Genomic DNA, 25,397 nt, shown 5'->3' with positions numbered 1-25,397 from the left:
TTTGATGCACCTTGGACTTGTATCACTTCAATACCGTTGACTGTCTGTGCGCCTATCCCCCCTGCATTGTTAATTTTTACGCGGCTACTGCCTGAAGTATCCCCTTCTACCACTAACTTATCGGTATCCGACGGGTCCCACCCAAGTACCGTAGACATGTAGAGTGTGCCATTATTACCGATATAGTCTCCCGTAATGGTTAACTGACTGTTGTCACCGAAATATACCCCACCCGAGTTCACCAGACTGGCTATCGTCTGGTGAAAACTGTTTAGGCCCAGAACACCGGGTGCATCAACAATATAATTTGAATTGGGACTAAAGGTGTTTTCCGCCCCTGCAGATAAATTACCCGCAATAATATGGGTTATGCCTGAATAGGTGTTGAGTCCGGTAAAAGTGGTACTCCCCTGGTAAATATCAACTTTTCCTGCCCCACTGATAACCGGAGAGAACAGGTAATTTGAGCTGGTGTGGTTAAAACTCAACGTACCGCTCCCAGAGCCAAAGGTAACCGTTGGCGTCTCAATAAAACCTGCCGTAGAGTCTCCCCCAGTACCGATACTCAACAAGCCTACAGCGTTTATGCCACTGGCGATAACCATACCCGTGGCTGACGATACCGTGCCATTATTTGCAACATACAGCGAGCCATCGACTGCGTTGGCGCTGGTCCCTAGCCCAATATTTAATAAACTAACCATCGACCAGAGGGAGCCTTGCCCAGACACTAGAGCAACACTTTTTCCTTCCGAATTGAGTTGAGCAATATTATTTGTAACAGTAGGGTGAGTAGCGATAAGCTTCGCACCGTCTAGCACCATTAAAGATCCGTTACCGAATGTACCCACTGAGACAGTGGCCGCCTCAATAGTAGACCCGGCACCGGAGAGATAAACACTACCGTTACTATTCCTCGATAATGAAGTATTGCCTTGACCTCCCCCAATACGCAAAACTGACGCAATCTTGACGGTGCCACCGTCTGTTACATACAGTTCACCGTAGCCTAGGTGACCTACATTTATCCCCGGTGCAATACCAGTAGTTGATACGGAATTATTAATCAGTGAGGAGCCGGGGCCACGCACAATAACCACTCCTGAGCTCGTGGCACTGTCTCCTATCGTGAGTGGTTTTGTCGCACTGCTGTTAGCTATAGTAACGTTACCGCCATTTTCGATAATCAATGTCCCGAGACCCGCGGCATTACTCGTAATCAACGAGTTGGTATTCAGGCTTGTCCCATCGCCAGTGACGGTTAATGAGCCCGACTGGCTCCCGCCAATGAGCACTGCTGATGTGCCAACCAGGTTGGTATCTACCACAGCGCCATTTCCAATCGTCAATGAGGCAGGGTTATTCACCCCAACCGTAATTTGCCCCTGACTCGTTGATGTATTAATGACATTACCCAGATCATCGAAAACAAGAGGTGCTGACAATCCAGCATTAGACAATAAAGACAGAGAACTCAACCCTAATATTAGTAATGTAGATATCGTTTTCTGTTGAGTTTTTTTCTCTTTCATCATATCAATGCCTTCTAAATTTTAACCTGAGCGTACCATCGGACTGCATGAGGGATTTCATGAGCAAATATACGTGCCACATATGCAACAGAATTATTGCGCAATGCGGGATTTTCTGGATCTACTATAGTATGCAATTCTAGGTTCAGGGGTGTATCCGCGCCCCATTCCCGAACGAAACGCAACAAACCATCATGCGTTATGCAGCGAGTAGATACTCTAAAAATACCTCATTCGGTGAGCTGTATTCCAGAGATTTGCGCCCCCGAGTGTTGAGGATGTGCTCCAGTCTCGCAATATCTTCATCGCTGACGCCATTAAAATCGGTTCCTTTCGGATAAAACCGCCGTATCAGACCGTTGGTATGCTCATTCAACCCCCGCTCCCAGGAATGATAAGGCCGGGCAAAGTAAACCTTTGCGCCCGTTACCTGAGTGATGTCCTTATGTTTCGCAAACTCGGGTCCGTTATCTGCCGTCAGGGTTTTAAACTCACAGAAAGTATTCGCCACGATGTCCCTGAACGCTTCCACGACGCTCTCAGCGCACTTATTGGGGAGTTTACGGATAATGACCTGCTTTGTGGCTTTGTCCACGACCGTCAGCAGGAATGACTTCTGGTCTTTGCCAAAAATCGTATCGATTTCAACATGCCCGGGAACCTGTTTGAGTTCAGCCTCAGCAGGCCTGTGCTCAATGCCAACCCTGTCCGGGATGGGCGTGCGTCCGGGCTCACCCGTATCATAGCGATAGCGTTTACCCCGGTGAGGGAGCTGAAGGTAAAGCTTACCGCCAGCCTGTCTGTCCGAACGGATATAGCGGTAGAGGGTATTTTTGCTGACGGCGATATCAAACTGGATTTTCAGTCTCCCACAGATAACCTCAGGGGAGGTATGTACAGCCAGCGCCTGCCGGAGAAAGTCTTGTGTCTGCTGGCCCAGAGGGACACAGGCATTGTGTGCCGAGGTGGCGCCCCGCCGTTGTCTGGCTAAGGCATCAGCGCGTCTGGAGGAGTAAAGTCCGTTGAAGGCGGGGTCCGTATTACGTCTGAGCTCCCGGCTCAGGGTAGAGCGAGAGACATCCAGTTCTCTGGCAATGCAGGACTGATTAACGCCTTCAGCTTTTCGTTTTTCGATGTAAAAGCGCTCATGCTGAGTCAAATGTTTTCCCTTCATGCAACAGGGTCTCCGACAGGGTCAATACGGCTATTTTATCCGTACCTGACCGGTGGGTCACTTTGTTGCATTTCGTTTGGGAATTGGCGCTCTACCGCTATATCCGTTCGGACAGACAGGCTGGCGGTAAGCTTTACCTTCAGCTCCCTCACCGGGGTAAACGCTATCGCTATGATACGGGTGAGCCCGGACGCACGCCCATCCCGGACAGGGTTGGCATTGAGCACAGGCCTGCTGAGGCTGAACTCAAACAGGTTCCCGGGCATGTTGAAATCGATACGATTTTTGGCAAAGACCAGAAGTCATTCCTGCTGACGGTCGTGGACAAAGCCACAAAGCAGGTCATTATCCGTAAACTCCCCAATAAGTGCGCTGAGAGCGTCGTGGAAGCGTTCAGGGACATCGTGGCGAATACTTTCTGCGAGTTTAAAACCCTGACGGCAGATAACGGACCCGAGTTTGCGAAACATAAGGACATCACTCAGGTAACGGGCGCAAAGGTTTACTTTGCCCGGCCTTATCATTCCTGGGAGCGGGGGTTGAATGAGCATACCAACGGTCTGATACGGCGGTTTTATCCGAAAGGAACCGATTTTAATGGCGTCAGCGATGAAGATATTGCGAGACTGGAGCACATCCTCAACACTCGGGGGCGCAAATCTCTGGAATACAGCTCACCGAATGAGGTATTTTTAGAGTATCTACTCGCTGCATAACGCATGATGGTTTGTTGCGTTTCGTTCGGGAATGGGGCAAAGGCTGGAGCCTCGATCACCATCTGGATAACCAACGGGTACACCTGACGCTGGCACAAAAAGGTGCGACGGACTGGATTAACGGCGACCGTAACACCTTTTTAAATCAGTTTAAGGTGAAGCACCGGCCTGACGGGTTAATTACGCTGCCAAATGGCAAACGGATCGCCATTGAAACTGAACGTAGCTTAAAAACGAAAGCACGCTATCAGCAAATTATCGCCAGTCACCTGAGAGCGCGAACGGGAAACCTCTGGTTTTTCGTTTTCTACATTGTGCCGGATGAGCAAAAGAAACGGGCATTAATGCTGCTGTTCGACACGATAAAGCAGGTTATCGAAAACAGCCAACATGTCACGCTGGAAGCGAAGCACCGTAACGTATTCCGCTTTTATACAATGGATGAACTAAAAGCCCTGGAGTTAACAACCGATGCTTAAAATTACTCTCCCTGCCCTTCTCCTGGTTGTTTTCCCGGCCTTTGCCGCCCCCATCGTCAGCGTCGGTTTTTCTCCGTCACATACCGCGCTGCAAAACGTTCTGTCGGTGGTCAATGACGCCTCAACGTCACTTGATGTTGAGGCGTATAGCTTCACCAGTAAGCCCATCGCGACGGCCATTATTGCCGCGAAAAAAAGAGGGGTTAGTGTCCGGGTTGTCGCCGATGAGAAAGCGAACAGTGACCGCTATTCAGCGGTCACTTACCTGGCAAATAATCATGTTCCGGTGCGTCTTAACAGTCGTTACTCCATCATGCACAACAAAGTGATGATCGCAGATGGCAGCACAGTACAAACAGGGTCATTTAATTACACGGCCAGCGCAGACAGCCGCAACGCAGAAAACAGCATAGTGTTAAGAGACGTTCCGCAGATTGCGGCACAGTATGAGAAAGAATTTAATCGGTTATGGGCAGAAAGCAAAGTTTTAGCACCGGCCTATTAAATACAGGCAACTTTTCCCGGCACTTACTCCCTACCCTCCGCATTGTCCACATACCCACAATCGACCCCTACCGGCTTGCCCCGCCGGTAGAGGCGCTCCCGTTCGCGGGGGCGGCTTGTTGGCCTCCCCGCTTCACTGGCTTCTCTCATGTGGATATGTGGGCAATGCTCTCTCCCGTTATCCCTCAAAAAACCATCAGATAACGTTGCGCTAAAGCCCTACTCCGACTCTATTTTTTCTTCATTCGTTCAAGTTTTTCGGCAACAGCATCAAGGAAAAAATCATTGGCAGAGAGCCGATAAGCCCCCTTCTTTTTAAGTTCCACAATGTCCTCTAGGTGGGCACATGGAATCCCGCGGATTAATTTATTTTTCTTACCGTCATCGATAGGGGCCACCTGCTCATGGAGTAAGGCGCTCTTTCCTAACACATTCAAATCAAATGCTTTTTTTACCATAACAACATAACTCCTAAAGCAGTAATGATATCAACTAGATATATGATTGATATCAAATAGATATCTTAATAACATCTAACTACAACCCTAAAATAGCCTTTATTTCATCAGTGAGTTTCCTGACTTCTTTTCCTGCTTCGGAATGGTAAGTCCCTACAGATGAAGTAACTCCAGCGCCACGCTCCGCCATAATATTGGCGTAGATAGAACGATTCGACAGACGAGAATTCAGCATGACGAGGTGATCCAGTTCCCCAATAGCTTTTCCAATCGCTTCAAAGTTTCGACGGGCGGGATGAGTCCTTGTCATCAGTACATGAGCGACAATCTTTACTCCGGTAATACTAGATATGCTGGCAAGCGTCCGGTTAAAACCAGCTAGCCCGAGCTGCTCGGTAATATCATCATTTGCCGGGGTTATAACCAAATCAGCCAGAGCAATAGCAACGCGAGTCATTTCCGAATCAAATCCGCCGCAGTCAATCAACAGAGGCCCTGCCTTATCATTTAGATCAATAGCAGCAGAAAGCTGCTCTTTGCTGACTACATCAATGAGATCCCATCTCCGATCATCCGGTCTAAGTGAATTGATAACAGATAACCCTTTATGTATATCAATATCAGCAATCCGCCGAATCTCCATCGAATCAGCCAGTTGCGTAGCTGTTGTGGTCTTCCCTGTGCCACCTTTGCTATGGGCTATAGCGATTGTATAAGACATACACCCTCCTGATATCTATAAGATACCATGATGATATCATGAAGATATCTAAAAGATATCAAAATTAATTACTTTTGTTCGGCTTCGAAAAATAAATTTTGGTACCGTGTCCGTGCTTTTTTACTCTTTTTTGGATTTAATTCGGAGGATGGTTTGACGAGTAGTGTTAAATTCGCGTGCCAAAGAGGCCACGGTGGCTCCAGAGATAATCTTGACCCTAACGTATTGCTGTTGCTCCAAACTCAGCGTAGGAGGCCTCCCAAAGCGTTTCCCGGCAGCTTTTGCCCTGGCGATCCCTGAATGCGTGCGTTCAATCAGTAAATCACGCTCAAATTCCGCAACCGCAGCAATCACCTGCATCGTCATTTTTCCTGCTGGGCTGGTGAGGTCAACCCCGCCCAGTGCCAAACAATGAACCCTGATATCAGATTTCGCCAGCAGCTCCACCGTGGCTCTTACGTCCATCGCATTGCGCCCTAGACGATCGAGCTTGGTGACCACCAGAATGTCACCGGCTTCCATCCGGTCGAGCAGGCGGGTAAATCCAGGACGTTCTTTGGCTGCCACCGAACCACTTACGCTTTCGTCGATGAAACGCCTAGGCTGGACAGCAAAACCGGCAGCTTCAATTTCTCGCCGCTGGTTTTCAGTGGTTTGATCAATGGTGGAAACCCGGCTGTAGGCAAAAACGCGTGACATAGTAAAAATCCGTACGAAATGGGTGTACGAATAATAACGCGGGTACGGAATGAAAAACCATCACTTTCGGACAGGGTAAATAAGCAGTGTACTGAACCGAACGATTTCGTACATAGAAAAGCTACATCACTGTAGAGCAGTATTTCCCTTACTCGGGTTGTAAGTGGGAATACGCCAAAAAATTTTACTGAATAATATCCATTACTCAAATCCCACCGCTCGCCGCAAGGCTAGATTAGCGAACGCAGTGAGTCTGTCTTGCCGAGGAAGCGGAATATCGTCTGTTGTTGCATGTTGACACTGTCACACTGTGGTGAAAAAAACGCGCTCTCACGAAATTAAAGTTATCCACAGCCTCAACCTTTACCGCACGTACGCGAAGATTAAAAGAGTATTATTTTTTTTGATTAAAAGAGTATTAGTGAAAAACCATACAGTATTTTAAATCAATTAAATCAGTTATTTAATTTGTTATTTTTGGTTTGTTGGTATCCGCAACCCCGATAGTTGGTATCCGCAACCCCGATAAATTTCATCATTGGACATATTGGACATATTGGACATATTGGACATTTATGATAATATATGTTCTACGGTGATCAATTCAGGAGGTTATGGTGACTAGTCGCCGAGGTTATAAATCGGAAGCATTACTTCCTTTGCGTAAGGAGATTACTGAATTAAGGATAAAGGGGTTTTCTTATCAAGAAATATCTAACTACTTGAATGGTAAAGGAATAGATGTTAGCTATAAAACGATTTCTAGATTTTTGAAAAATTAATATCAGCCCCGCCACGACCAAGTTTTAGGGCTGAAACCAACAAAAAAAGGATCAAGCATGTCGGCACTGTCTATTGTAATGCTTTGTGAAAAGCTTCGCAAAGGTGAACCCGTTCGTATCCCTGCCATGTCCGCCATACAATTTGCGGATTTTCTAAATGTGTTGGCCTATTTCAAGGAACCCGCGCATGTCTGATTTACCTATAAAACTTAAAGCGCGGATTGATGCAATTATCGCAAAAAGTTCGGTTTCTTTAGAAAAAGATAATTCAGAAGAAATGTTAGAAACTTTGCCTGATGGTGATGTGAAATCGAACTGTACATTACCCATAATTTCTGAGCATAAACGCATTGTACCTAATGCTATTTTGCGGTCTTCGTTGTTTGGTGTCGTAGGCAAGGGGCATAGAAAGTACGAACGGAATGTATTGAAAGCAACTGTGCAAGGTTTGACAGTGAAGTTCACTGGAGAGCAGTGCCCCATTCCCGAACGAAACGCAACAAACCATCATGCGTTATGCAGCGAGTAGATACTCTAAAAATACCTCATTCGGTGAGCTGTATTCCAGAGATTTGCGCCCCCGAGTGTTGAGGATGTGCTCCAGTCTCGCAATATCTTCATCGCTGACGCCATTAAAATCGGTTCCTTTCGGATAAAACCGCCGTATCAGACCGTTGGTATGCTCATTCAACCCCCGCTCCCAGGAATGATAAGGCCGGGCAAAGTAAACCTTTGCGCCCGTTACCTGAGTGATGTCCTTATGTTTCGCAAACTCGGGTCCGTTATCTGCCGTCAGGGTTTTAAACTCGCAGAAAGTATTCGCCACGATGTCCCTGAACGCTTCCACGACGCTCTCAGCGCACTTATTGGGGAGTTTACGGATAATGACCTGCTTTGTGGCTTTGTCCACGACCGTCAGCAGGAATGACTTCTGGTCTTTGCCAAAAATCGTATCGATTTCAACATGCCCGGGAACCTGTTTGAGTTCAGCCTCAGCAGGCCTGTGCTCAATGCCAACCCTGTCCGGGATGGGCGTGCGTCCGGGCTCACCCGTATCATAGCGATAGCGTTTACCCCGGTGAGGGAGCTGAAGGTAAAGCTTACCGCCAGCCTGTCTGTCCGAACGGATATAGCGGTAGAGGGTATTTTTGCTGACGGCGATATCAAACTGGATTTTCAGTCTCCCACAGATAACCTCAGGGGAGGTATGTACAGCCAGCGCCTGCCGGAGAAAGTCTTGTGTCTGCTGGCCCAGAGGGACACAGGCATTGTGTGCCGAGGTGGCGCCCCGCCGTTGTCTGGCTAAGGCATCAGCGCGTCTGGAGGAGTAAAGTCCGTTGAAAGCGGGGTCCGTATTACGCCTGAGCTCCCGGCTCAGGGTAGAGCGAGAGACATCCAGTTCTCTGGCAATGCAGGACTGATTAACGCCTTCAGCTTTTCGTTTTTCGATGTAAAAGCGCTCATGCTGAGTCAAATGTTTTCCCTTCATGCAACAGGGTCTCCGACAGGGTCAATACGGCTATTTTATCCGTACCTGACCGGTGGGTCACTTTGTTGCATTTCGTTTGGGAATTGGCGCATACCTTCTCTTGGCGTCAACGAGGGGTAGATATTCCTCATCAACATGACAACTTGTTCTGGTTGATACGATTTAAAGCAGGTAGGATCGTGCGCAGCCATTGCAGCCTCTCTCATAGGTTGTTGTGGTGAGCAGGTTGAAGGAGCTTGAGACCTCCTTCAACCTGCGCTAAAAGGTTTTTATTTCTTCACGTTTACCAAGTCATTTTCATCAATCCAGCACTCCCAGCCCGTGGCAGCGGCAAGATCGGTTAGGGATTTTTTTAATTTAAATTTAAACATTCGCAACTCTCCAGTATCACTACCGCAAAGTTTCTTTATGGTTTCAACCTTGTAGGGAAAAGGCTTTGAGTGGCTACTATAAAATCCGTGCAACCATTGAGATAGCTGCTTGCCTTTAAGAGTCATTCGCTCTTCTAGTGACAAACCAGTCCAAGCCTCCTCCGAGAAAAAGGCGGCAATTTTGGGGTTTAATGCAATAACAACCTCGCCCGTTTTTTCATCGCGGTACTTTTCGTTTAACAAATGCCCTGTGTAGAAAAAACGACCATCACCTATCTCAATCGCACACGCTGTTAAGCGTAGTAATACCTCTTGCAACCATTCGTACTGAGTTTTCCCAGAGTCACGGCCTATCGACTTCAGCAAATCGTAGATGGAAAACCGTATCAACTCGCCTAACGGCTGTTTGGCACAGCGGCGTACACATTCGAGATACACGTCGAGATCCGTTTGGTCTAGCTGCTGACCTGTGAACTTAACCGTCACCCCTTGAACAGTGGCTTTTAGCACGTTCTGTTCGTACTTTCTGTGTCCTTTTCTTATCACGCCAAACAACGAAGAACGCAAAATAGCATTAGGGATAGCGCGTTTCTGCTCAGACACAGCAGGCAGTTCATCCCGCTCCCGCTCAACTGCAAAATCTTCAGCGGAGGATTCATCCGATGATATTTCACGTTTTTTTGCCAGCATTGCATCGATTCGGATTTGCAGTTTTGTAGGTAAATCAGACATGTGTTGTCACCTTTAAATAAGCCAACACATTCAGAAAGTCAGAAAATTGAGGAGCAGACATTGCAGGAATGCGGGTAGGTTCGCCTTTGCGAAGTTTTTCACAAAGCATTACAATGGACAGTGCCGACATATTTTTATCCTTCTAGTTGGTCAGCCCCGAAATCTTGCCGGACGCAGGGGCTGTTATTTATTGATTTTTTAAAATGAAACGGTTTACCGTTACTGATGTAACATTCACACCTTTCTTTTCAAGCCATTCTTTGATTTGCCTGTAGGAATACCCTTCTTCTCTCAAAGTTAAAATATCCCCTCGAAATTGCTCTAATTGATTTCTTTTAAATCCACTTGGTTTTTCCATCTCTAGATAATCCGATATGCAGCTAGATGACATAAACATAACACACCATAACATTAATACAATAGTACATTAAAACAATCTATATATCGGCATAGCAGTAACGCTCTATCGGCATAGCAGTAACGCTCTATCGGCATAGCAGTAACGCTCTATCGGCATAGCAGTAACGCTCTATCGGCATAGCAGTAACGCTCTATCGGCATAGCAGTAACGCTCTATCGGGGATTTTATAGTGTAATCATTTGATTTAAAATGAAATAAATCTTGATAGAGAATTAACTAATACCTTTTTAATCAAAAGAAATAATACTCTTTTAATCTTCGCGTGCATGCGATAGAAGTTGAGGCTGTGGATAACTCAAAATCCCCAAGAGGGGAACCTGCACCCATAGAGTGCGCCAATTCCCAAACGAAATGCAACAAAGTGACCCACCGGTCAGGTACGGATAAAATAGCCGTATTGACCCTGTCGGAGACCCTGTTGCATGAAGGGAAAACATTTGACTCAGCATGAGCGCTTTTACATCGAAAAACGAAAAGCTGAAGGCGTTAATCAGTCCTGCATTGCCAGAGAGCTCGGCGTCTCTCGCTCTACCCTGAGCCGGGAGCTCAGACGTAATACGGACCCCGCCTTCAACGGACTTTACTCCTCCAGACGCGCTGATGCCTTAGCCAGACAACGGCGGGGCGCCACCTCGGCACACAATGCCTGTGTCCCTCTGGGCCAGCAGACACAAGACTTTCTCCGGCAGGCGCTGGCTGTACATACCTCCCCTGAGGTTATCTGTGGGAGACTGAAAATCCAGTTTGATATCGCCGTCAGCAAAAATACCCTCTACCGCTATATCCGTTCGGACAGACAGGCTGGCGGTAAGCTTTACCTTCAGCTCCCTCACCGGGGTAAACGCTATCGCTATGATACGGGTGAGCCCGGACGCACGCCCATCCCGGACAGGGTTGGCATTGAGCACAGGCCTGCTGAGGCTGAACTCAAACAGGTTCCCGGGCATGTTGAAATCGATACGATTTTTGGCAAAGACCAGAAGTCATTCCTGCTGACGGTCGTGGACAAAGCCACAAAGCAGGTCATTATCCGTAAACTCCCCAATAAGTGCGCTGAGAGCGTCGTGGAAGCGTTCAGGGACATCGTGGCGAATACTTTCTGCGAGTTTAAAACCCTGACGGCAGATAACGGACCCGAGTTTGCGAAACATAAGGACATCACTCAGGTAACGGGCGCAAAGGTTTACTTTGCCCGGCCTTATCATTCCTGGGAGCGGGGGTTGAATGAGCATACCAACGGTCTGATACGGCGGTTTTATCCGAAAGGAACCGATTTTAATGGCGTCAGCGATGAAGATATTGCGAGACTGGAGCACATCCTCAACACTCGGGGGCGCAAATCTCTGGAATACAGCTCACCGAATGAGGTATTTTTAGAGTATCTACTCGCTGCATAACGCATGATGGTTTGTTGCGTTTCGTTCGGGAATGGGGCTATGGTTGTCAGCTGTAAATTTATTGGTAGCGTCAGTGGTTCCTCTGGCTGGGGAAATCTTGCCGCATCAACAGGGATTCGTAACGCAAAGAATGAAGCAAGATCTCAGGCGGCTAGGCTGGGAGCCACTCACGTTGTCTGGCTATCTGTCTTGGGCGGTTTTAGTCCAAACGTATCTGGAAATGCCTACAGCTGCAAAGCTACGCATCGTTAATGATTTCTATATTGTAAGGTAACAAAACATGAGTGATACCCAGCTGTTGGTCCTTGCGTTTTCAGTGATTTGGCTCGTTGAGTTTTATTTGTTCGGAATGCAAAGGGCTTCGCTTCTAATTTCGCGCGACAGTAACGTAGATTATAAGTCTGTTGGAGTTCATCTTTTGCCAACTTGGCACCCAGTTACCTGGGCTGTTCGCATTGCAAAATATGTAGTTCTTGCCGTGCTTTTTATCATGGAGGGCTGGCAAGTTGGGTTGGGGTTCTTTGTCATAAGCTTTGTACTGTCTGTCGTTATTCCCATTCCATATCGTTTGCTCTATTCAAGAGTTTTTCAGCGCAGCGCTACCCGTATTGAAAAGCAAGATCCCGAGGCAGGAGAGTTAATTCGTAGCATGTTACAGAGTAGTGGGTTTGCAGCATGACCCACTCTAAGGTGATGGTAGGTAGTGATTAAACTCATGCATAGAAACTAATCGCCAATTCCCAAACGAAATGCAACAAACCATCATGCGTTATGCAGCGAGTAGATACTCTAAAAATACCTCATTCGGTGAGCTGTATTCCAGAGATTTGCGCCCCCGAGTGTTGAGGATGTGCTCCAGTCTCGCAATATCTTCATCGCTGACGCCATTAAAATCGGTTCCTTTCGGATAAAACCGCCGTATCAGACCGTTGGTATGCTCATTCAACCCCCGCTCCCAGGAATGATAAGGCCGGGCAAAGTAAACCTTTGCGCCCGTTACCTGAGTGATGTCCTTATGTTTCGCAAACTCGGGTCCGTTATCTGCCGTCAGGGTTTTAAACTCGCAGAAAGTATTCGCCACGATGTCCCTGAACGCTTCCACGACGCTCTCAGCGCACTTATTGGGGAGTTTACGGATAATGACCTGCTTTGTGGCTTTGTCCACGACCGTCAGCAGGAATGACTTCTGGTCTTTGCCAAAAATCGTATCGATTTCAACATGCCCGGGAACCTGTTTGAGTTCAGCCTCAGCAGGCCTGTGCTCAATGCCAACCCTGTCCGGGATGGGCGTGCGTCCGGGCTCACCCGTATCATAGCGATAGCGTTTACCCCGGTGAGGGAGCTGAAGGTAAAGCTTACCGCCAGCCTGTCTGTCCGAACGGATATAGCGGTAGAGGGTATTTTTGCTGACGGCGATATCAAACTGGATTTTCAGTCTCCCACAGATAACCTCAGGGGAGGTATGTACAGCCAGCGCCTGCCGGAGAAAGTCTTGTGTCTGCTGGCCCAGAGGGACACAGGCATTGTGTGCCGAGGTGGCGCCCCGCCGTTGTCTGGCTAAGGCATCAGCGCGTCTGGAGGAGTAAAGTCCGTTGAAGGCGGGGTCCGTATTACGCCTGAGCTCCCGGCTCAGGGTAGAGCGAGAGACATCCAGTTCTCTGGCAATGCAGGACTGATTAACGCCTTCAGCTTTTCGTTTTTCGATGTAAAAGCGCTCATGCTGAGTCAAATGTTTTCCCTTCATGCAACAGGGTCTCCGACAGGGTCAATACGGCTATTTTATCCGTACCTGACCGGTGGGTCACTTTGTTGCATTTCGTTTGGGAATTGGCGCCTGCGGGTAGCGGCGGTGATACAGTCCACCGCCCCCCAGTTTCTGAGTGTACTGATACTGATTTTTTGTTGAGACGGATGAGCACGCCGGTCACGTCTTGACCGTCATTGTTGATGAAGCGCACCACGTCCCCCAGCCGAAACTGCGTCATGTCCTGTTGTGCACGTTGTAGTTGCAGGATGCGCAGTCGCTCGACAACAAACTGATTCAGTACGTGCAGTTCGCTTTCGTTCAGCGTGTTGACCAGCTCCTGAATATTGCGTGGTTTTTGTGTTGGTTTGCCGCCTGTTTTTGGGTCGCGTGACATGTATTTTCTTCCGTCAGGGTTCATTTTAGGTCTGAAACTCTATCACGGGGACTTTGGTGCATAACCATTCATACGCTAAAAACGCGCGTATGCGATTTTGGGGCGTTTTTGGGGTGAAAGAGATAGATTTATGTGCCGTTGGTAACGGAATGGCACTGAGGGCTGTTGAGGCGGTGCGGGAAACAGATGTTATGGTAAATCCTGCTGTGTCGCGGACATAAAAAAACCACCTTCGGTTAGGTGGTTTTTTTATGTCTTGAGGGGGCAGAACGGCCACACTCAGCGGCCAGTTCCGGCTGTTCCCTCAGCGACCATTCTTATTTGGTCAGTTTAGCGGTCATATAGACACCGTTATTGAACTGAGCGCTAGTGATTTTGTATGACGCACCCTGTTCAGCTGCCTGTGCTGCAATTTTAGCTTCTGCGCTATCAAGAGTGGAAGCTTTAGCACTGACGCTCTGAGCAAAAGCACCGAAAGACATCATGGAGATGGCAGTAACAGCAACTAAAGTTTTGATGGATTTCATGGTCGTATTCCTTAAGTCATTTTGTTTGGGTTAGGGCGTTTATTCCCTGAAGTGATAAATGATATGACGACCATGAGATGATTAAAATCGAAAAGATTTGCGTATTTAATTCAAATAAAATGAACGTTAATGGCGAGCGCAAGTGCAGTGCAGAGAGCGGGTGTTATGGTAAATGTGAAGACTTTTGGAGATCTAATAGAGTGTCTCGTAGGTTTTCTAGCCCTGATTTAATTTCATCCGTCACTTTGTTGTGTAATAACTCAGTATTGATGTACTCGATAACGCTCGGTCTATGTTTTTCGGGGATGCAAGATGGTGCTGTTTCAATCAATTCTTCATCAAGGAGATAGGTATCAGCGGCTGATATGTCTCCACCACTATAAAGAATGTGTAGTGAGAATTTTGTCTGTTTCATAATAGGTCGCCAATTCCCAAACGAAATGCAACAAAGTGACCCACCGGTCAGGTACGGATAAAATAGCCGTATTGACCCTGTCGGAGCCCCATTCCCGAACGAAACGCAACAAACCATCATGCGTTATGCAGCGAGTAGATACTCTAAAAATACCTCATTCGGTGAGCTGTATTCCAGAGATTTGCGCCCCCGAGTGTTGAGGATGTGCTCCAGTCTCGCAATATCTTCATCGCTGACGCCATTAAAATCGGTTCCTTTCGGATAAAACCGCCGTATCAGACCGTTGGTATGCTCATTCAACCCCCGCTCCCAGGAATGATAAGGCCGGGCAAAGTAAACCTTTGCGCCCGTTACCTGAGTGATGTCCTTATGTTTCGCAAACTCGGGTCCGTTATCTGCCGTCAGGGTTTTAAACTCGCAGAAAGTATTCGCCACGATGTCCCTGAACGCTTCCACGACGCTCTCAGCGCACTTATTGGGGAGTTTACGGATAATGACCTGCTTTGTGGCTTTGTCCACGACCGTCAGCAGGAATGACTTCTGGTCTTTGCCAAAAATCGTATCGATTTCAACATGCCCGGGAACCTGTTTGAGTTCAGCCTCAGCAGGCCTGTGCTTGAAGTGGAATACTGAATTTGGCCATTTGAAAAGAACTGCTATTGTCAGTTCATCAACCAAACAGGTGGCATAATGACCAACAAATTTAGTCCTGAATTCAAACGTGAATGTGCGCAACTGGTCCTACTGCATAATTACACACAACCGGAAGCGGCTAAGGCGATGAATGTCAGTATCTCTGCGCTGAAGCGATGGATTTATCAGATCCGCGATGAAACCAACGGGAAAACACCGAAAGCATCCGCCATAACCCCAGAGCATATCGAAATACAGGCGCTTAAGAAAAGGTTACAACGTGTTGAAATGGAAAACGATATTCTAAAAAAGGCTACCGCGCTCTTGATGTCAGACTCCCTGAACAATTCTCGTTAGTTGAGAAACTCAGGACGCGCTTTCCTGTTCGGGAATGGGGCGGGGCGCAAATCTCTGGAATACAGCTCACCGAATGAGGTATTTTTAGAGTATCTACTCGCTGCATAACGCATGATGGTTTGTTGCGTTTCGTTCGGGAATGGGGCATTTCTTCGAGATATTCTCTCGTTTTTTTCGCGATTAAATGTAGATTAAGAGAATCTAATCGGCAAAGTCACGCCATGATTAACTGTTGTGTAAGAGCTTTCCTACACCAAGTCAGCTTGCAGTCTTATATACAAGGAATATCTTAAAACGTTTAATAGACGCATAAATTCTGAATTCATATTTTTGTTCTGGGTCAGCCAAATAAAAATGAATTCAACTCCCAGGCACCAGGCCTATTAACGTTTGGGTATCGCAACGCGATAAACATAATATCAGGATTATTTAAATGAAAAAGCAACTGGCTAAAATTACTGTACTGTCTTCTTTGATTTTTGGTATTAATGCTGCCAATGCAGAAGCACCGACTGCAGAATTAAAAGTAATAGGCACGTTGACTGTGCCAAGCTGTACCATTACTCCTCCGGATGAAGGTGTTTACGATTTTGGTAACCTGTCTTCATCTTTAGTTAAATCAGGTACTGCGACTACGGCTCTGACGCCGATGACTAAAACCTGGACAATAAGCTGTGATGCAGAAACTTACCTGAACTTTACACCGGTAGATAACCGCACTGCATCTGCCAGTGTTGCGGGAACAACTAACTTCGGTATGGGTAACGTGAATAACACCGGCAAAATCGGTTATTATACTGCACAAATGAAGAGTGCCACTGTCGATGGTAAAGTATCTAACGTCTTCTCATCCGCGACCTCAACCTTTGCTGTAGCAACAACTGCTCCGCTGACAACAGGTCTGCGTACCGGTTGGTCATCTGCTGCTAACACCCAGAGCACCGGTAAAGTATTTACTGCTGATATTACGGTTAGCCCGATTTTGGCTGGTACCACGACGATGGGTGGCCCGATCACTGAAGATGCAGAAATCGATGGCTCAATGACAATGAACTTCTCATTTGGTATTTAATGATTATGAAAAGCTTGATAATAAAATCTGCCATTTTATCTTCTTTGTTATTAGGCGTTGCCGCTCATGCCGCAGCCCCTACTGCTGAATTGAAGGTTAAAGGGAATCTGGGTATCCCAACCTGTACCATCAATGCCCCGGATGGCGGTGTTTACGATTTTGGTGAGATTCCATCAAGCCGGATAAAAAATGGTACAGCAGTAATATCATCGGGGTCGATCACCAAAACTTGGACAGTCACTTGTGATAGCGTGACGTACCTGAGTTTAAACGCGATTGATAACCGCAAAGCTTCTGTTAGTGATAACACCGACATTCGCAATTTCGGTTTGGGCTTTGTGAATGGCAGCGGAAAACTGGGTTTTTATAAAACCACGATGAGTAAGGCTACTGTCGATGGCGTGAGCAGTTTACTCTATTTTATTGACGCTAATAACATACTGCAGGGCGGACATGCTTTTGAGGTGCTAACCAATAATGTCCGCTTTGGTTGGTCTGAAAATGCGACGACAGCAAAAGCAGGTAAAGTATTCAGTGCCGATTTTACGGTAATACCGACATGGGCAGGATCAACTACCATGGGCGGGGCCATCACTGAAAATATCAATATCGATGGTTCTGCGACTATGAATTTTTCTTTTGGTATTTAATTCATAAAAATCCTATACATCAGGTTGTTTTCGATTTTTAATAGCCTGGTGTACTTTTTATTGCATAAAGCAATATTGTCTATTAATTCACTCATTTTCCTTGTTTTAGGACACCATTGTGTTTGCGCGTTGTGTTGCGTTTTCATTTACAGCATTCCTCTTGTCTCTCTTCCCTGTAGCGGTTTTCTCCGCAACAAAAGAGGGCGCGGTAGCATTTGACATAAAAACACTGGAAGGTTTGGGATATTCGGCGGAATTAGCGGATTTTTTCAGCAATAAAGATAAATTTTTACCCGGTCAACATGATGTCACTATCATTGTGAATGCCAATAAAACCTATCATATTGAAGCTACCTTCGACAGTGAAGGGAATTTATGTGTAGACAGAAAGTTATTAATTGCATTGAAGTTACGTCACAAAGATAGCGGCGACAGTTGTGAAGACATTGAAGCCTTGTGGCCTGGTGTGGCTATAAAACTATTTCCCGGCCAATTCCGGGTTGAAATGACGTTGCCCCAAGAGGCATTTGATCCTGAGATGGAAGGCAGTGATTACCAAAGTGGCGGTCATGCATTATTATTGAACTATAATCTGTTCGGCCAGCGAATTGAGAGCAATGGCGATAACCTTAATTTATTCCAAGGACAGTTTCAGCCGGGGATTAACTTTAATAACTGGGTACTGCGTAACCGGGGATCCTATACCTATAATCAAGGGGTAGGCCATTATGATAATCAGGAAACCTACGCATTACGCGCAGTGGAATCATTGAAATCAGTGGTGCAGTTAGGTGAGTTTGGTTTAGTCGGTGACACCTATTCCGGCTTGCCGATCGCTGGTGCCCAGATATATTCCGATAATGCTCAACTGAATAATACACAGTTGGTGGTGCCCATTGAAGGCATTGCCAATACCAACGCAACTATTGAGATTCGCCAGCGCGGACGAGTTATTTACCGCACCGTTGTACCTCCTGGCCCATTTTCGTTATCCAATATCAGTAACTTTTCCAGTGGCGTGGTGACGGATGTTGATGTTATTGAAGAAGATGGTACCCAGCAGCATTTTACCGTATCGAATGCGCTGGATCCTAACTTTGAACAGCAGGCGACGACCTACCAATTGGGATTAGGCCGTTATCGCGATAGTCTGAATGACAGTGAGAGCAAGTCACCACTATTGGCATCGGGTGAGATGTCTTTTAACCCGATGAGCGCATTGCGTATGACTTCTGCCGGGCTGCTTTCCCCTGATTATCAAAATATCAATGTACAAAATCTTTATAGTGGGCTGGAGAATGCCTGGTTTTCGGCAGCGGCAAGTTACTCTAATACTAAAAATGTCGGGCAGGGTTACCAGCTCACCTTACAAAATCAGGTCGCAATTAACGGAAATCTGAGCGCTTCATTGTCGACAGTATATGACTCATCGAGTTATTGGTCGCCGGATAGCGCCCTGAGCAGTGGCAATAATCTGAATGACTTGAAGTACGGTAAACTGAAGAATTCAACGTCGGCAGCGATGACGTGGGCGCATCCTCGTTGGGGCGCTTTTTCCTATGTTTTGTCTAATAATATGTATTATCAGGCGGCTGATAGTGTTTCTCACACATTCTCAGCAAGCGAACAATTTGGCCGGGTGACCACGACGCTAAGTTTTCAATCCACTTCGCAGGGACAAAATGCGTTATATGTGGGTATCACTTTGCCATTGGGTAACGGTTCACTCAGTGGTCGGATGCAGCGTAATAATGGCAATATGACCTTAGGCAGCACCTATCAAGGTCGCTGGGGAGACAACAAAGGTTACCAGGTAGGCATAACTGGCAGTGATAGCCAGCGGCGTATTAATGGGGCGGTGAATATGAACTCGGCGTATACACAACTGGCGGGTGGGGTTTCTCAGGCAACCAACAATAGCCGCTCAGCGTATGTTTCTGCTAATGGTTCAATGGCTTATGCCAATAGCACTTTTGCCACTTCTTCGTCAGCAATTGGTGATACTTTTGCAGTAGTGAATATACCGAGTCAGTCTAATTTGCGTATTTCGTCACCGAGTAGTGGAACATCGATTACCGATTATGCAGGGACGGCATTATTGCCATCAGTGATGCCTTATACGGCATCAAAAGCACAAATAAGTACTAAAACATTGCCACTGAATATTCGCCTTAACAGTACCAGTGCCGATTTGAAGATGACTCGTGGCACTGTCGTTACCCGTAATTTTGAAGCAACAGAAACTCGCCAGTTATTGCTAAGTATTCGTGATAGTAACGGTGAAATGTTACCGGTAGGGGCTAATGTGCTTGATGAAAAAGGTAATTTCCTGGGAACCATTATTGGCGATGGTAACTTTATGTTGGAAAACAAAGCAATTGGTACAACGTTACGTGTTAAGGCTACCAATAGTAATGAATGTGTGGTGAGTTATGTTGAACCGGAGAAGTTTGACCCGGATGCATTATATGAAGTTGCTGACGCTGTATGTCATTGATTTATTAAATTGTCGAGCAAGCAGATACTCAGTGAATATTTTTTAGACATAGGATTTATTATGAAAAATACGATGGTTAGTTATGGCAGTGTGAGAGTAATGGCTGCTCCTACTCCTATTCTCAAACGTGTTAAATCGTTTTTTATGTTCAATTTACTGGTGTTGTTAAGCTGCTGGAGTTTGGCATCTAATGCATCTTTCAAATTAGAAAGCACCACGGTCATGTTGAAAGAAAGTGATGGTCGCACCAGTTTCACTATTGAAAACACCTCGGCGAACCCGATATTGCTGGTGACCAAGTTGGTTGACTTAGATGGTAAAAATCTGAGTAAGCAAATTTTGATTTCTCCACCGGTAACGCGTATTGATGCTGGGCAAAGTCAGCAGGTTAACTTTGTATTGAAGAAAGGCACAACACTGGATTCAGAAGTATTATTAAAAGCTTCATTTGAAGGGGTTGAACAGGTACCAGGTAATGCGACAGTGATGCCAATTCGCCAAGAAATTGGTTTTCTCATTCAGCCAAATGATGTGCCACAGATTAAAACCCCTTGGCAGGAATTGGTTATCTCTACATCCGGTAACAACTTGATTATTAATAATCCGAGCAAACATGTCGTTCGCCTTGGCCCACAGGTAATTTTAGTGCCGAGCAATGAAGCTGTTCCCTTGGGCAGCCATTATATTATGCCGGGTGCCACCAAACAATTTGCGATTAAGTCGTCACCTACATCAGTTAAAGTGACACCTCTGAGCCGTTATGGTTTTGTGCAACCGGAAGTGACTGTTCCTGTTTCGCGCTAACCAAGATTAGTGGTTCTGTCGCATTAAGGCGTGGTCAGGTAACACGCCAATTCCCAAACGAAATGCAACAAAGTGACCCACCGGTCAGGTACGGATAAAATAGCCGTATTGACCCTGTCGGAGACCCTGTTGCATGAAGGGAAAACATTTGACTCAGCATGAGCGCTTTTACATCGAAAAACGAAAAGCTGAAGGCGTTAATCAGTCCTGCATTGCCAGAGAACTGGATGTCTCTCGCTCTACCCTGAGCCGGGAGCTCAGGCGTAATACGGACCCCGCTTTCAACGGACTTTACTCCTCCAGACGCGCTGATGCCTTAGCCAGACAACGGCGGGGCGCCACCTCGGCACACAATGCCTGTGTCCCTCTGGGCCAGCAGACACAAGACTTTCTCCGGCAGGCGCTGGCTGTACATACCTCCCCTGAGGTTATCTGTGGGAGACTGAAAATCCAGTTTGATATCGCCGTCAGCAAAAATACCCTCTACCGCTATATCCGTTCGGACAGACAGGCTGGCGGTAAGCTTTACCTTCAGCTCCCTCACCGGGGTAAACGCTATCGCTATGATACGGGTGAGCCCGGACGCACGCCCATCCCGGACAGGGTTGGCATTGAGCACAGGCCTGCTGAGGCTGAACTCAAACAGGTTCCCGGCCCCATTCCCGAACGAAACGCAACAAACCATCATGCGTTATGCAGCGAGTAGATACTCTAAAAATACCTCATTCGGTGAGCTGTATTCCAGAGATTTGCGCCCCCGAGTGTTGAGGATGTGCTCCAGTCTCGCAATATCTTCATCGCTGACGCCATTAAAATCGGTTCCTTTCGGATAAAACCGCCGTATCAGACCGTTGGTATGCTCATTCAACCCCCGCTCCCAGGAATGATAAGGCCGGGCAAAGTAAACCTTTGCGCCCGTTACCTGAGTGATGTCCTTATGTTTCGCAAACTCGGGTCCGTTATCTGCCGTCAGGGTTTTAAACTCGCAGAAAGTATTCGCCACGATGTCCCTGAACGCTTCCACGACGCTCTCAGCGCACTTATTGGGGAGTTTACGGATAATGACCTGCTTTGTGGCTTTGTCCACGACCGTCAGCAGGAATGACTTCTGGTCTTTGCCAAAAATCGTATCGATTTCAACATGCCCGGGAACCTGTTTGAGTTCAGCCTCAGCAGGCCTGTGCTCAATGCCAACCCTGTCCGGGATGGGCGTGCGTCCGGGCTCACCCGTATCATAGCGATAGCGTTTACCCCGGTGAGGGAGCTGAAGGTAAAGCTTACCGCCAGCCTGTCTGTCCGAACGGATATAGCGGTAGAGGGTATTTTTGCTGACGGCGATATCAAACTGGATTTTCAGTCTCCCACAGATAACCTCAGGGGAGGTATGTACAGCCAGCGCCTGCCGGAGAAAGTCTTGTGTCTGCTGGCCCAGAGGGAAACAGGCATTGTGTGCCGAGGTGGCGCCCCGCCGTTGTCTGGCTAAGGCATCAGCGCGTCTGGAGGAGTAAAGTCCGTTGAAAGCGGGGTCCGTATTACGCCTGAGCTCCCGGCTCAGGGTAGAGCGAGAGACATCCAGTTCTCTGGCAATGCAGGACTGATTAACGCCTTCAGCTTTTCGTTTTTCGATGTAAAAGCGCTCATGCTGAGTCAAATGTTTTCCCTTCATGCAACAGGGTCTCCGACAGGGTCAATACGGCTATTTTATCCGTACCTGACCGGTGGGTCACTTTGTTGCATTTCGTTTGGGAATTGGCGCCGGGCATGTTGAAATCGATACGATTTTTGGCAAAGACCAGAAGTCATTCCTGCTGACGGTCGTGGACAAAGCCACAAAGCAGGTCATTATCCGTAAACTCCCCAATAAGTGCGCTGAGAGCGTCGTGGAAGCGTTCAGGGACATCGTGGCGAATACTTTCTGCGAGTTTAAAACCCTGACGGCAGATAACGGACCCGAGTTTGCGAAACATAAGGACATCACTCAGGTAACGGGCGCAAAGGTTTACTTTGCCCGGCCTTATCATTCCTGGGAGCGGGGGTTGAATGAGCATACCAACGGTCTGATACGGCGGTTTTATCCGAAAGGAACCGATTTTAATGGCGTCAGCGATGAAGATATTGCGAGACTGGAGCACATCCTCAACACTCGGGGGCGCAAATCTCTGGAATACAGCTCACCGAATGAGGTATTTTTAGAGTATCTACTCGCTGCATAACGCATGATGGTTTGTTGCGTTTCGTTCGGGAATGGGGCTGGTGATTGTCTGCCTTTCTGGCTATAATGACTATTCGAGCCATTTTAGACGGAAGGTGATCTATGGAAGTAATTCCTGCTCAACTAGCTAAAAATCAGTTCGGTGATCTGCTTATGAAAGTTCAGCGTGAGCCGGTAGAGATTAGTAAGCATGGTAAGCGTGTGGCCGTGGTCATTTCTCCTGAAGAGTATGATCAGTTTGCACAGCTTAAATTACAGAGTTTAAAAGCCATTTTGGCTGAATCTATTGCACAAGCTGATCGTGGAGAGCTGCACAGTATTGATGATGTGTTTGCTCCCTTTACGGTCGATGAACTTGAAGGTAAAGCTTAGGGATGAGCGTTAAATTTACCAAGAAGGCCAGAGAGCATATTCGCGCCATAAAACTGTATTCCTTACGCCGGTGGGGAGTTAGCGTAGCAGAGGCTTACGCTAATTCCTTGCGTGTGACTATGACAGATATTCTTGATCGGCACCCATCCCCCGGACGTGATCGTAGTGAGGATCTTCATGTTGGTGTGCGGAGTTTCCCTGTTGAGAGCCATATTATCTATTACCGCGAAGTTCCGGCTGGTATTGAGGTGTTGGCGGTATTACACCAGACACAAGATCCACATAACCACCTGTAATTAACGGGGCTGTTGCTATTGTTCATTTTTTGCCAGCCCCTTTTAAACATCATTTCTTTGTTTTACCTAACTCTTCAGGTTCTTTTTTCCCGGCCAGCAACGCTGCCAGTTGTTCGTTATGCGATTTCAGCGCCTTAAGCTCACCAGTCATAGCGGCTTTCGCTTCCCTCGCTTCGGTTGCCTCTTTCAGGGGTTTGAGGGCCAATGGGGCGAAAACCTACGCTAAGAAGGGCAATCTGCGATGTAAATTGGCTGGTTAATTTTTGGCTATATAAAATGACTGCTTAACGGCGTTTCTGGTTCCGTTACTCCCCAAACCCCAATACCGCGCTCTGCCATAATATCGACGGGATAATCTAGGCGACGGAAGACATTTCGGATCAATGACATCAGCGTGTAACATCACAAAAAAAACGCGTTTTAGTGTCAAAGGATATAGCTTTTAAGTTATCGCGCTTTCGGTGCCGCATTTAGGTTATCTCATTACCCCAAAATACCAGCCAAACACCGTATGAGGGCTGGCGGCGGGTAATCACTTCCAGCGACTCGACACCGACGAAATTTCCGGCCCCATAAAATAGTGGATTGGCTGAAAGCAGTCTCATAGGGTAAAAAGCAAGACTCTGGGGCTAAACGCGTAGACGCTATATTATTGTCAAGCATCAATCATTGTAAGCATCGATGCCGTCTGAGCGGGATATAATCCGAGATAAAGTGTTCAACCAGTCTGAAACCCACGGAATATCCCAATATCCAAGAGATATTCCAGTGCCGAAAAACCATACATCATGACTGTAGCCTGGGTTCCAAGCCGGAACGGAACCCGCCAAAATGCCTAGAAGCTGTACTTGGCACCCAGCATGGCTGCCGTGTCGCTGTAACCTTTGTTACCCACCTGCTGGCCAACATTGCCCCACAGACTCACTTGTTTGTTGAGTTGACCTTCAACACCCACTTTCAATTCTGCAATATTCGCCGCACCGGCTTGCTTCACGCTAACACCATCCATAATGGTTCCAACGTCCTGGGTATTATGGACCCAGTTCGCTTCAACAAACGGCTGGAATACCCGATCCTTGCCTTTGTCCTGGTCACTGTAACCGTTCATAAAGGCTTTCATCCCCAGACGGGTCTGGATATTGTCATTCCCTTCACCAGACACACGGGTACCGTTGGCTTCCGTATGGTCATCGGCGTTCACCCCCATCCAGGTCACCTGTGCTTTCGGCTGAATAAAGTACGTGGCATTCTTCGCCGCATTTTCACCGACTTTGAAGGTATAACCACTCTCAACTGACGCTGTCCCTCCCTTGGATTTGTACTCTTCACTCGCCAACTCCTGACCCGTGACCGTGTTGTTGAACCAACTGTACTGAACCCAGCTGTCCACATACAGACCTGACTTATCGGCCTCGTTGGCATACCAGGTACCGTAGACACCGGTACTGTAACCGTCTACAGTGCCTTTGGCATTGTAACCAGACACGCTGGACACCGTGGTACTCTTGCTGTTGCCATAACCGGCCATCAACCCCAGATGGAAACGGTTCACCCCGTTATGACTCCACTGGGCAATGTCGCCCCCCAGTTGCACGACATAACGGTTTGCCTGTGTGCTCAACTGACCGTGGTCATCACGGAAACGGTTATGACCGCCTTCGTTACGCAGCCACAGGCTGGTGACTTTTTGCTCGCCCGTCAGTGCATCAATGTACTGGGTCTCCCCCAGACGATCATGCAGACGGGTAACAAACATATTGTTAGTTGCCGCCAAGTTGGCAGAATAAGCGCCCATTTCTGGTCGTTCAACAGGTTGGTTTGGACCAGGACCAGGGTCTGTGTGATAATTGAACAAATACCAGTTCTTATAATTTGTTCCCTGACCCCGCTCTAACTGGTATTCATAAGCCCCAGCAACGATACGCCCAGACTGAATAAATTCGCCG

At 47.3% G+C, this 25,397-nt stretch carries 30 protein-coding genes and 2 pseudogenes; 15 read left to right on the top strand and 17 right to left on the bottom strand.

The genetic code is table 11. The features are described 5' to 3' along the window. Both ACWJJO_RS23025 and ACWJJO_RS23020 read right to left on the bottom strand, forming a co-directional pair. The coding region (locus tag ACWJJO_RS23025) for an autotransporter outer membrane beta-barrel domain-containing protein (protein WP_481091640.1) at positions 1 to 1,535 on the bottom strand (1,535 nt) is incomplete at its 3' end. 196 nt (positions 1,536 to 1,731) lie between these two features. Then, the gene (locus tag ACWJJO_RS23020) at positions 1,732 to 2,706 is read right to left on the bottom strand and encodes an IS30 family transposase (RefSeq protein WP_481090564.1); all 975 of its coding nucleotides are present in this window, start codon (positions 2,704 to 2,706) and stop codon (positions 1,732 to 1,734) included. Positions 2,707 to 2,768: 62 nt separating this feature from the next. Here ACWJJO_RS23020 and ACWJJO_RS23015 point away from each other — a divergent pair, with 62 nt between their 5' ends. From ACWJJO_RS23015 to ACWJJO_RS23005, 3 genes and pseudogenes are all read left to right on the top strand, one after another. Continuing rightward, positions 2,769 to 3,422 carry an IS30 family transposase gene (locus ACWJJO_RS23015; RefSeq protein WP_481091639.1) on the top strand — a complete coding sequence of 218 codons (654 nt, stop codon included), beginning with the start codon at positions 2,769 to 2,771 and terminating at the stop codon, positions 3,420 to 3,422. A gap of 41 nt (positions 3,423 to 3,463) precedes the next feature. After that, a pseudogene (gene mobC, locus ACWJJO_RS23010) lies at positions 3,464 to 3,901 on the top strand (MobC family replication-relaxation protein); the annotation flags it as partial. Beyond that, on the top strand, positions 3,894 to 4,406 hold the full coding sequence (locus ACWJJO_RS23005) for a phospholipase D family nuclease (RefSeq protein ID WP_481091638.1): 513 nt from the start codon (positions 3,894 to 3,896) through the stop codon (positions 4,404 to 4,406). The pseudogene mobC and the gene ACWJJO_RS23005, both read left to right, overlap by 8 nt. A 229-nt stretch (positions 4,407 to 4,635) precedes the next feature. Here ACWJJO_RS23005 and ACWJJO_RS23000 read toward each other — a convergent pair whose 3' ends face one another. The 3 genes from ACWJJO_RS23000 to ACWJJO_RS22990 form a co-directional block, all read right to left on the bottom strand. Further along, entirely contained in the window at positions 4,636 to 4,863 is a 228-nt protein-coding gene (locus ACWJJO_RS23000; protein WP_481091637.1) for a hypothetical protein, read from the bottom strand. A gap of 79 nt (positions 4,864 to 4,942) precedes the next feature. Next, complete coding sequence (locus ACWJJO_RS22995; protein ID WP_481091636.1) at positions 4,943 to 5,584, bottom strand: division plane positioning ATPase MipZ; 642 nt, start codon at positions 5,582 to 5,584, stop codon at positions 4,943 to 4,945. A 120-nt stretch (positions 5,585 to 5,704) separates the two neighbouring features. Then, entirely contained in the window at positions 5,705 to 6,283 is a 579-nt protein-coding gene (locus ACWJJO_RS22990) for a recombinase family protein (RefSeq protein ID WP_481091635.1), read from the bottom strand. 969 nt (positions 6,284 to 7,252) lie between these two features. Here ACWJJO_RS22990 and ACWJJO_RS22985 point away from each other — a divergent pair. Beyond that, on the top strand, positions 7,253 to 7,594 hold the full coding sequence (locus ACWJJO_RS22985) for a hypothetical protein (protein ID WP_481091634.1): 342 nt from the start codon (positions 7,253 to 7,255) through the stop codon (positions 7,592 to 7,594). Here ACWJJO_RS22985 and ACWJJO_RS22980 read toward each other — a convergent pair. The 3 genes from ACWJJO_RS22980 to ACWJJO_RS22970 all read right to left on the bottom strand — a co-directional run bounded on the left by ACWJJO_RS22980 (position 7,580) and on the right by ACWJJO_RS22970 (position 10,015). Continuing rightward, a complete protein-coding gene (locus ACWJJO_RS22980) occupies positions 7,580 to 8,554 on the bottom strand; it encodes an IS30 family transposase (protein ID WP_481090564.1) in 975 nt (324 codons plus the stop codon). The two genes, ACWJJO_RS22985 and ACWJJO_RS22980, sit on opposite strands and share 15 nt — an antisense overlap. Before the next feature lie 269 nt (positions 8,555 to 8,823). Beyond that, on the bottom strand, positions 8,824 to 9,657 hold the full coding sequence (gene trfA, locus ACWJJO_RS22975; protein ID WP_481091633.1) for a plasmid replication initiator TrfA: 834 nt from the start codon (positions 9,655 to 9,657) through the stop codon (positions 8,824 to 8,826). A 187-nt stretch (positions 9,658 to 9,844) separates the two neighbouring features. Then, positions 9,845 to 10,015: a hypothetical protein gene (locus ACWJJO_RS22970; protein WP_481091632.1), complete on the bottom strand. Its 171-nt coding sequence runs from the start codon at positions 10,013 to 10,015 to the stop codon at positions 9,845 to 9,847. A 485-nt stretch (positions 10,016 to 10,500) separates the two neighbouring features. On the opposite strand from ACWJJO_RS22970, the gene ACWJJO_RS22965 reads away from it, so the two are divergent. Next, a complete protein-coding gene (locus tag ACWJJO_RS22965; protein ID WP_481090692.1) occupies positions 10,501 to 11,475 on the top strand; it encodes an IS30 family transposase in 975 nt (324 codons plus the stop codon). Positions 11,476 to 11,755: 280 nt separating this feature from the next. Then, on the top strand, positions 11,756 to 12,154 hold the full coding sequence (locus tag ACWJJO_RS22960) for a hypothetical protein (protein WP_481091631.1): 399 nt from the start codon (positions 11,756 to 11,758) through the stop codon (positions 12,152 to 12,154). Between the two features lie 90 nt (positions 12,155 to 12,244). Here ACWJJO_RS22960 and ACWJJO_RS22955 read toward each other — a convergent pair whose 3' ends face one another. The 5 genes from ACWJJO_RS22955 to ACWJJO_RS22935 all read right to left on the bottom strand — a co-directional run bounded on the left by ACWJJO_RS22955 (position 12,245) and on the right by ACWJJO_RS22935 (position 15,236). Further along, on the bottom strand, positions 12,245 to 13,219 hold the full coding sequence (locus tag ACWJJO_RS22955; protein ID WP_481090564.1) for an IS30 family transposase: 975 nt from the start codon (positions 13,217 to 13,219) through the stop codon (positions 12,245 to 12,247). Continuing rightward, positions 13,191 to 13,616: a hypothetical protein gene (locus ACWJJO_RS22950; RefSeq protein ID WP_481091630.1), complete on the bottom strand. Its 426-nt coding sequence runs from the start codon at positions 13,614 to 13,616 to the stop codon at positions 13,191 to 13,193. The genes ACWJJO_RS22955 and ACWJJO_RS22950 overlap by 29 nt, the downstream gene beginning before the upstream one ends. A 317-nt stretch (positions 13,617 to 13,933) precedes the next feature. Then, entirely contained in the window at positions 13,934 to 14,143 is a 210-nt protein-coding gene (locus tag ACWJJO_RS22945) for a YdgH/BhsA/McbA-like domain containing protein (RefSeq protein ID WP_481091629.1), read from the bottom strand. Between the two features lie 163 nt (positions 14,144 to 14,306). Further along, the gene (locus tag ACWJJO_RS22940; protein ID WP_481091628.1) at positions 14,307 to 14,558 is read right to left on the bottom strand and encodes a hypothetical protein; all 252 of its coding nucleotides are present in this window, start codon (positions 14,556 to 14,558) and stop codon (positions 14,307 to 14,309) included. Between the two features lie 123 nt (positions 14,559 to 14,681). Continuing rightward, positions 14,682 to 15,236, bottom strand: coding sequence for an IS30 family transposase (locus ACWJJO_RS22935; protein WP_481091627.1), 555 nt, complete (start codon positions 15,234 to 15,236; stop codon positions 14,682 to 14,684). Between the two features lie 12 nt (positions 15,237 to 15,248). Between ACWJJO_RS22935 and ACWJJO_RS22930 the strand changes: the two are divergent. From ACWJJO_RS22930 to ACWJJO_RS22905, 6 genes and pseudogenes are all read left to right on the top strand, one after another. Beyond that, positions 15,249 to 15,577, top strand: a pseudogene (locus tag ACWJJO_RS22930) (transposase); the annotation flags it as partial. Between the two features lie 404 nt (positions 15,578 to 15,981). Continuing rightward, the gene (locus ACWJJO_RS22925) at positions 15,982 to 16,620 is read left to right on the top strand and encodes a DUF1120 domain-containing protein (protein ID WP_481091626.1); all 639 of its coding nucleotides are present in this window, start codon (positions 15,982 to 15,984) and stop codon (positions 16,618 to 16,620) included. Next, the gene (locus ACWJJO_RS22920) at positions 16,620 to 17,270 is read left to right on the top strand and encodes a DUF1120 domain-containing protein (protein WP_481091625.1); all 651 of its coding nucleotides are present in this window, start codon (positions 16,620 to 16,622) and stop codon (positions 17,268 to 17,270) included. Before ACWJJO_RS22925 ends, ACWJJO_RS22920 begins: the two co-directional genes overlap by 1 nt. A 118-nt stretch (positions 17,271 to 17,388) precedes the next feature. Beyond that, positions 17,389 to 19,767, top strand: coding sequence for a fimbria/pilus outer membrane usher protein (locus ACWJJO_RS22915; protein WP_481091624.1), 2,379 nt, complete (start codon positions 17,389 to 17,391; stop codon positions 19,765 to 19,767). 72 nt (positions 19,768 to 19,839) lie between these two features. After that, a complete protein-coding gene (locus ACWJJO_RS22910) occupies positions 19,840 to 20,571 on the top strand; it encodes a fimbria/pilus chaperone family protein (protein WP_481091641.1) in 732 nt (243 codons plus the stop codon). Between the two features lie 133 nt (positions 20,572 to 20,704). Continuing rightward, complete coding sequence (locus ACWJJO_RS22905) at positions 20,705 to 21,277, top strand: transposase (protein ID WP_481091623.1); 573 nt, start codon at positions 20,705 to 20,707, stop codon at positions 21,275 to 21,277. On the opposite strand, the gene ACWJJO_RS22900 is transcribed toward ACWJJO_RS22905, so the two are convergent. Continuing rightward, positions 21,263 to 22,237 carry an IS30 family transposase gene (locus ACWJJO_RS22900; RefSeq protein ID WP_481090514.1) on the bottom strand — a complete coding sequence of 325 codons (975 nt, stop codon included), beginning with the start codon at positions 22,235 to 22,237 and terminating at the stop codon, positions 21,263 to 21,265. The genes ACWJJO_RS22905 and ACWJJO_RS22900 overlap by 15 nt on opposite strands. 52 nt (positions 22,238 to 22,289) lie before the next feature. On the opposite strand from ACWJJO_RS22900, the gene ACWJJO_RS22895 reads away from it, so the two are divergent. The 3 genes from ACWJJO_RS22895 (at position 22,290) to ACWJJO_RS22885 (ending at position 23,451) form a co-directional block, all read left to right on the top strand. After that, positions 22,290 to 22,784, top strand: a complete 495-nt coding sequence (locus ACWJJO_RS22895) for an IS30 family transposase (RefSeq protein WP_481091622.1) — start codon at positions 22,290 to 22,292, stop codon at positions 22,782 to 22,784. Between the two features lie 101 nt (positions 22,785 to 22,885). Then, the gene (locus ACWJJO_RS22890; protein WP_214236342.1) at positions 22,886 to 23,155 is read left to right on the top strand and encodes a type II toxin-antitoxin system Phd/YefM family antitoxin; all 270 of its coding nucleotides are present in this window, start codon (positions 22,886 to 22,888) and stop codon (positions 23,153 to 23,155) included. A gap of 2 nt (positions 23,156 to 23,157) precedes the next feature. Next, complete coding sequence (locus ACWJJO_RS22885; protein ID WP_130954602.1) at positions 23,158 to 23,451, top strand: type II toxin-antitoxin system RelE/ParE family toxin; 294 nt, start codon at positions 23,158 to 23,160, stop codon at positions 23,449 to 23,451. A gap of 49 nt (positions 23,452 to 23,500) precedes the next feature. Here ACWJJO_RS22885 and ACWJJO_RS22880 read toward each other — a convergent pair whose 3' ends face one another. From ACWJJO_RS22880 to ACWJJO_RS22870, 3 genes are all read right to left on the bottom strand, one after another. After that, positions 23,501 to 23,656, bottom strand: a complete 156-nt coding sequence (locus ACWJJO_RS22880; protein ID WP_481091621.1) for a hypothetical protein — start codon at positions 23,654 to 23,656, stop codon at positions 23,501 to 23,503. A 265-nt stretch (positions 23,657 to 23,921) separates the two neighbouring features. Beyond that, positions 23,922 to 24,056: a hypothetical protein gene (locus tag ACWJJO_RS22875; protein ID WP_481091620.1), complete on the bottom strand. Its 135-nt coding sequence runs from the start codon at positions 24,054 to 24,056 to the stop codon at positions 23,922 to 23,924. Between the two features lie 230 nt (positions 24,057 to 24,286). After that, the coding region (locus ACWJJO_RS22870) for an autotransporter outer membrane beta-barrel domain-containing protein (RefSeq protein ID WP_481091619.1) at positions 24,287 to 25,397 on the bottom strand (1,111 nt) is incomplete at its 5' end.

Source organism: Yersinia antarctica (genome assembly GCF_056636475.1).
The sequence above is the reverse complement of the archived record's forward strand: the minus strand, read 5'-3'. Positions and strand labels throughout refer to the sequence as shown.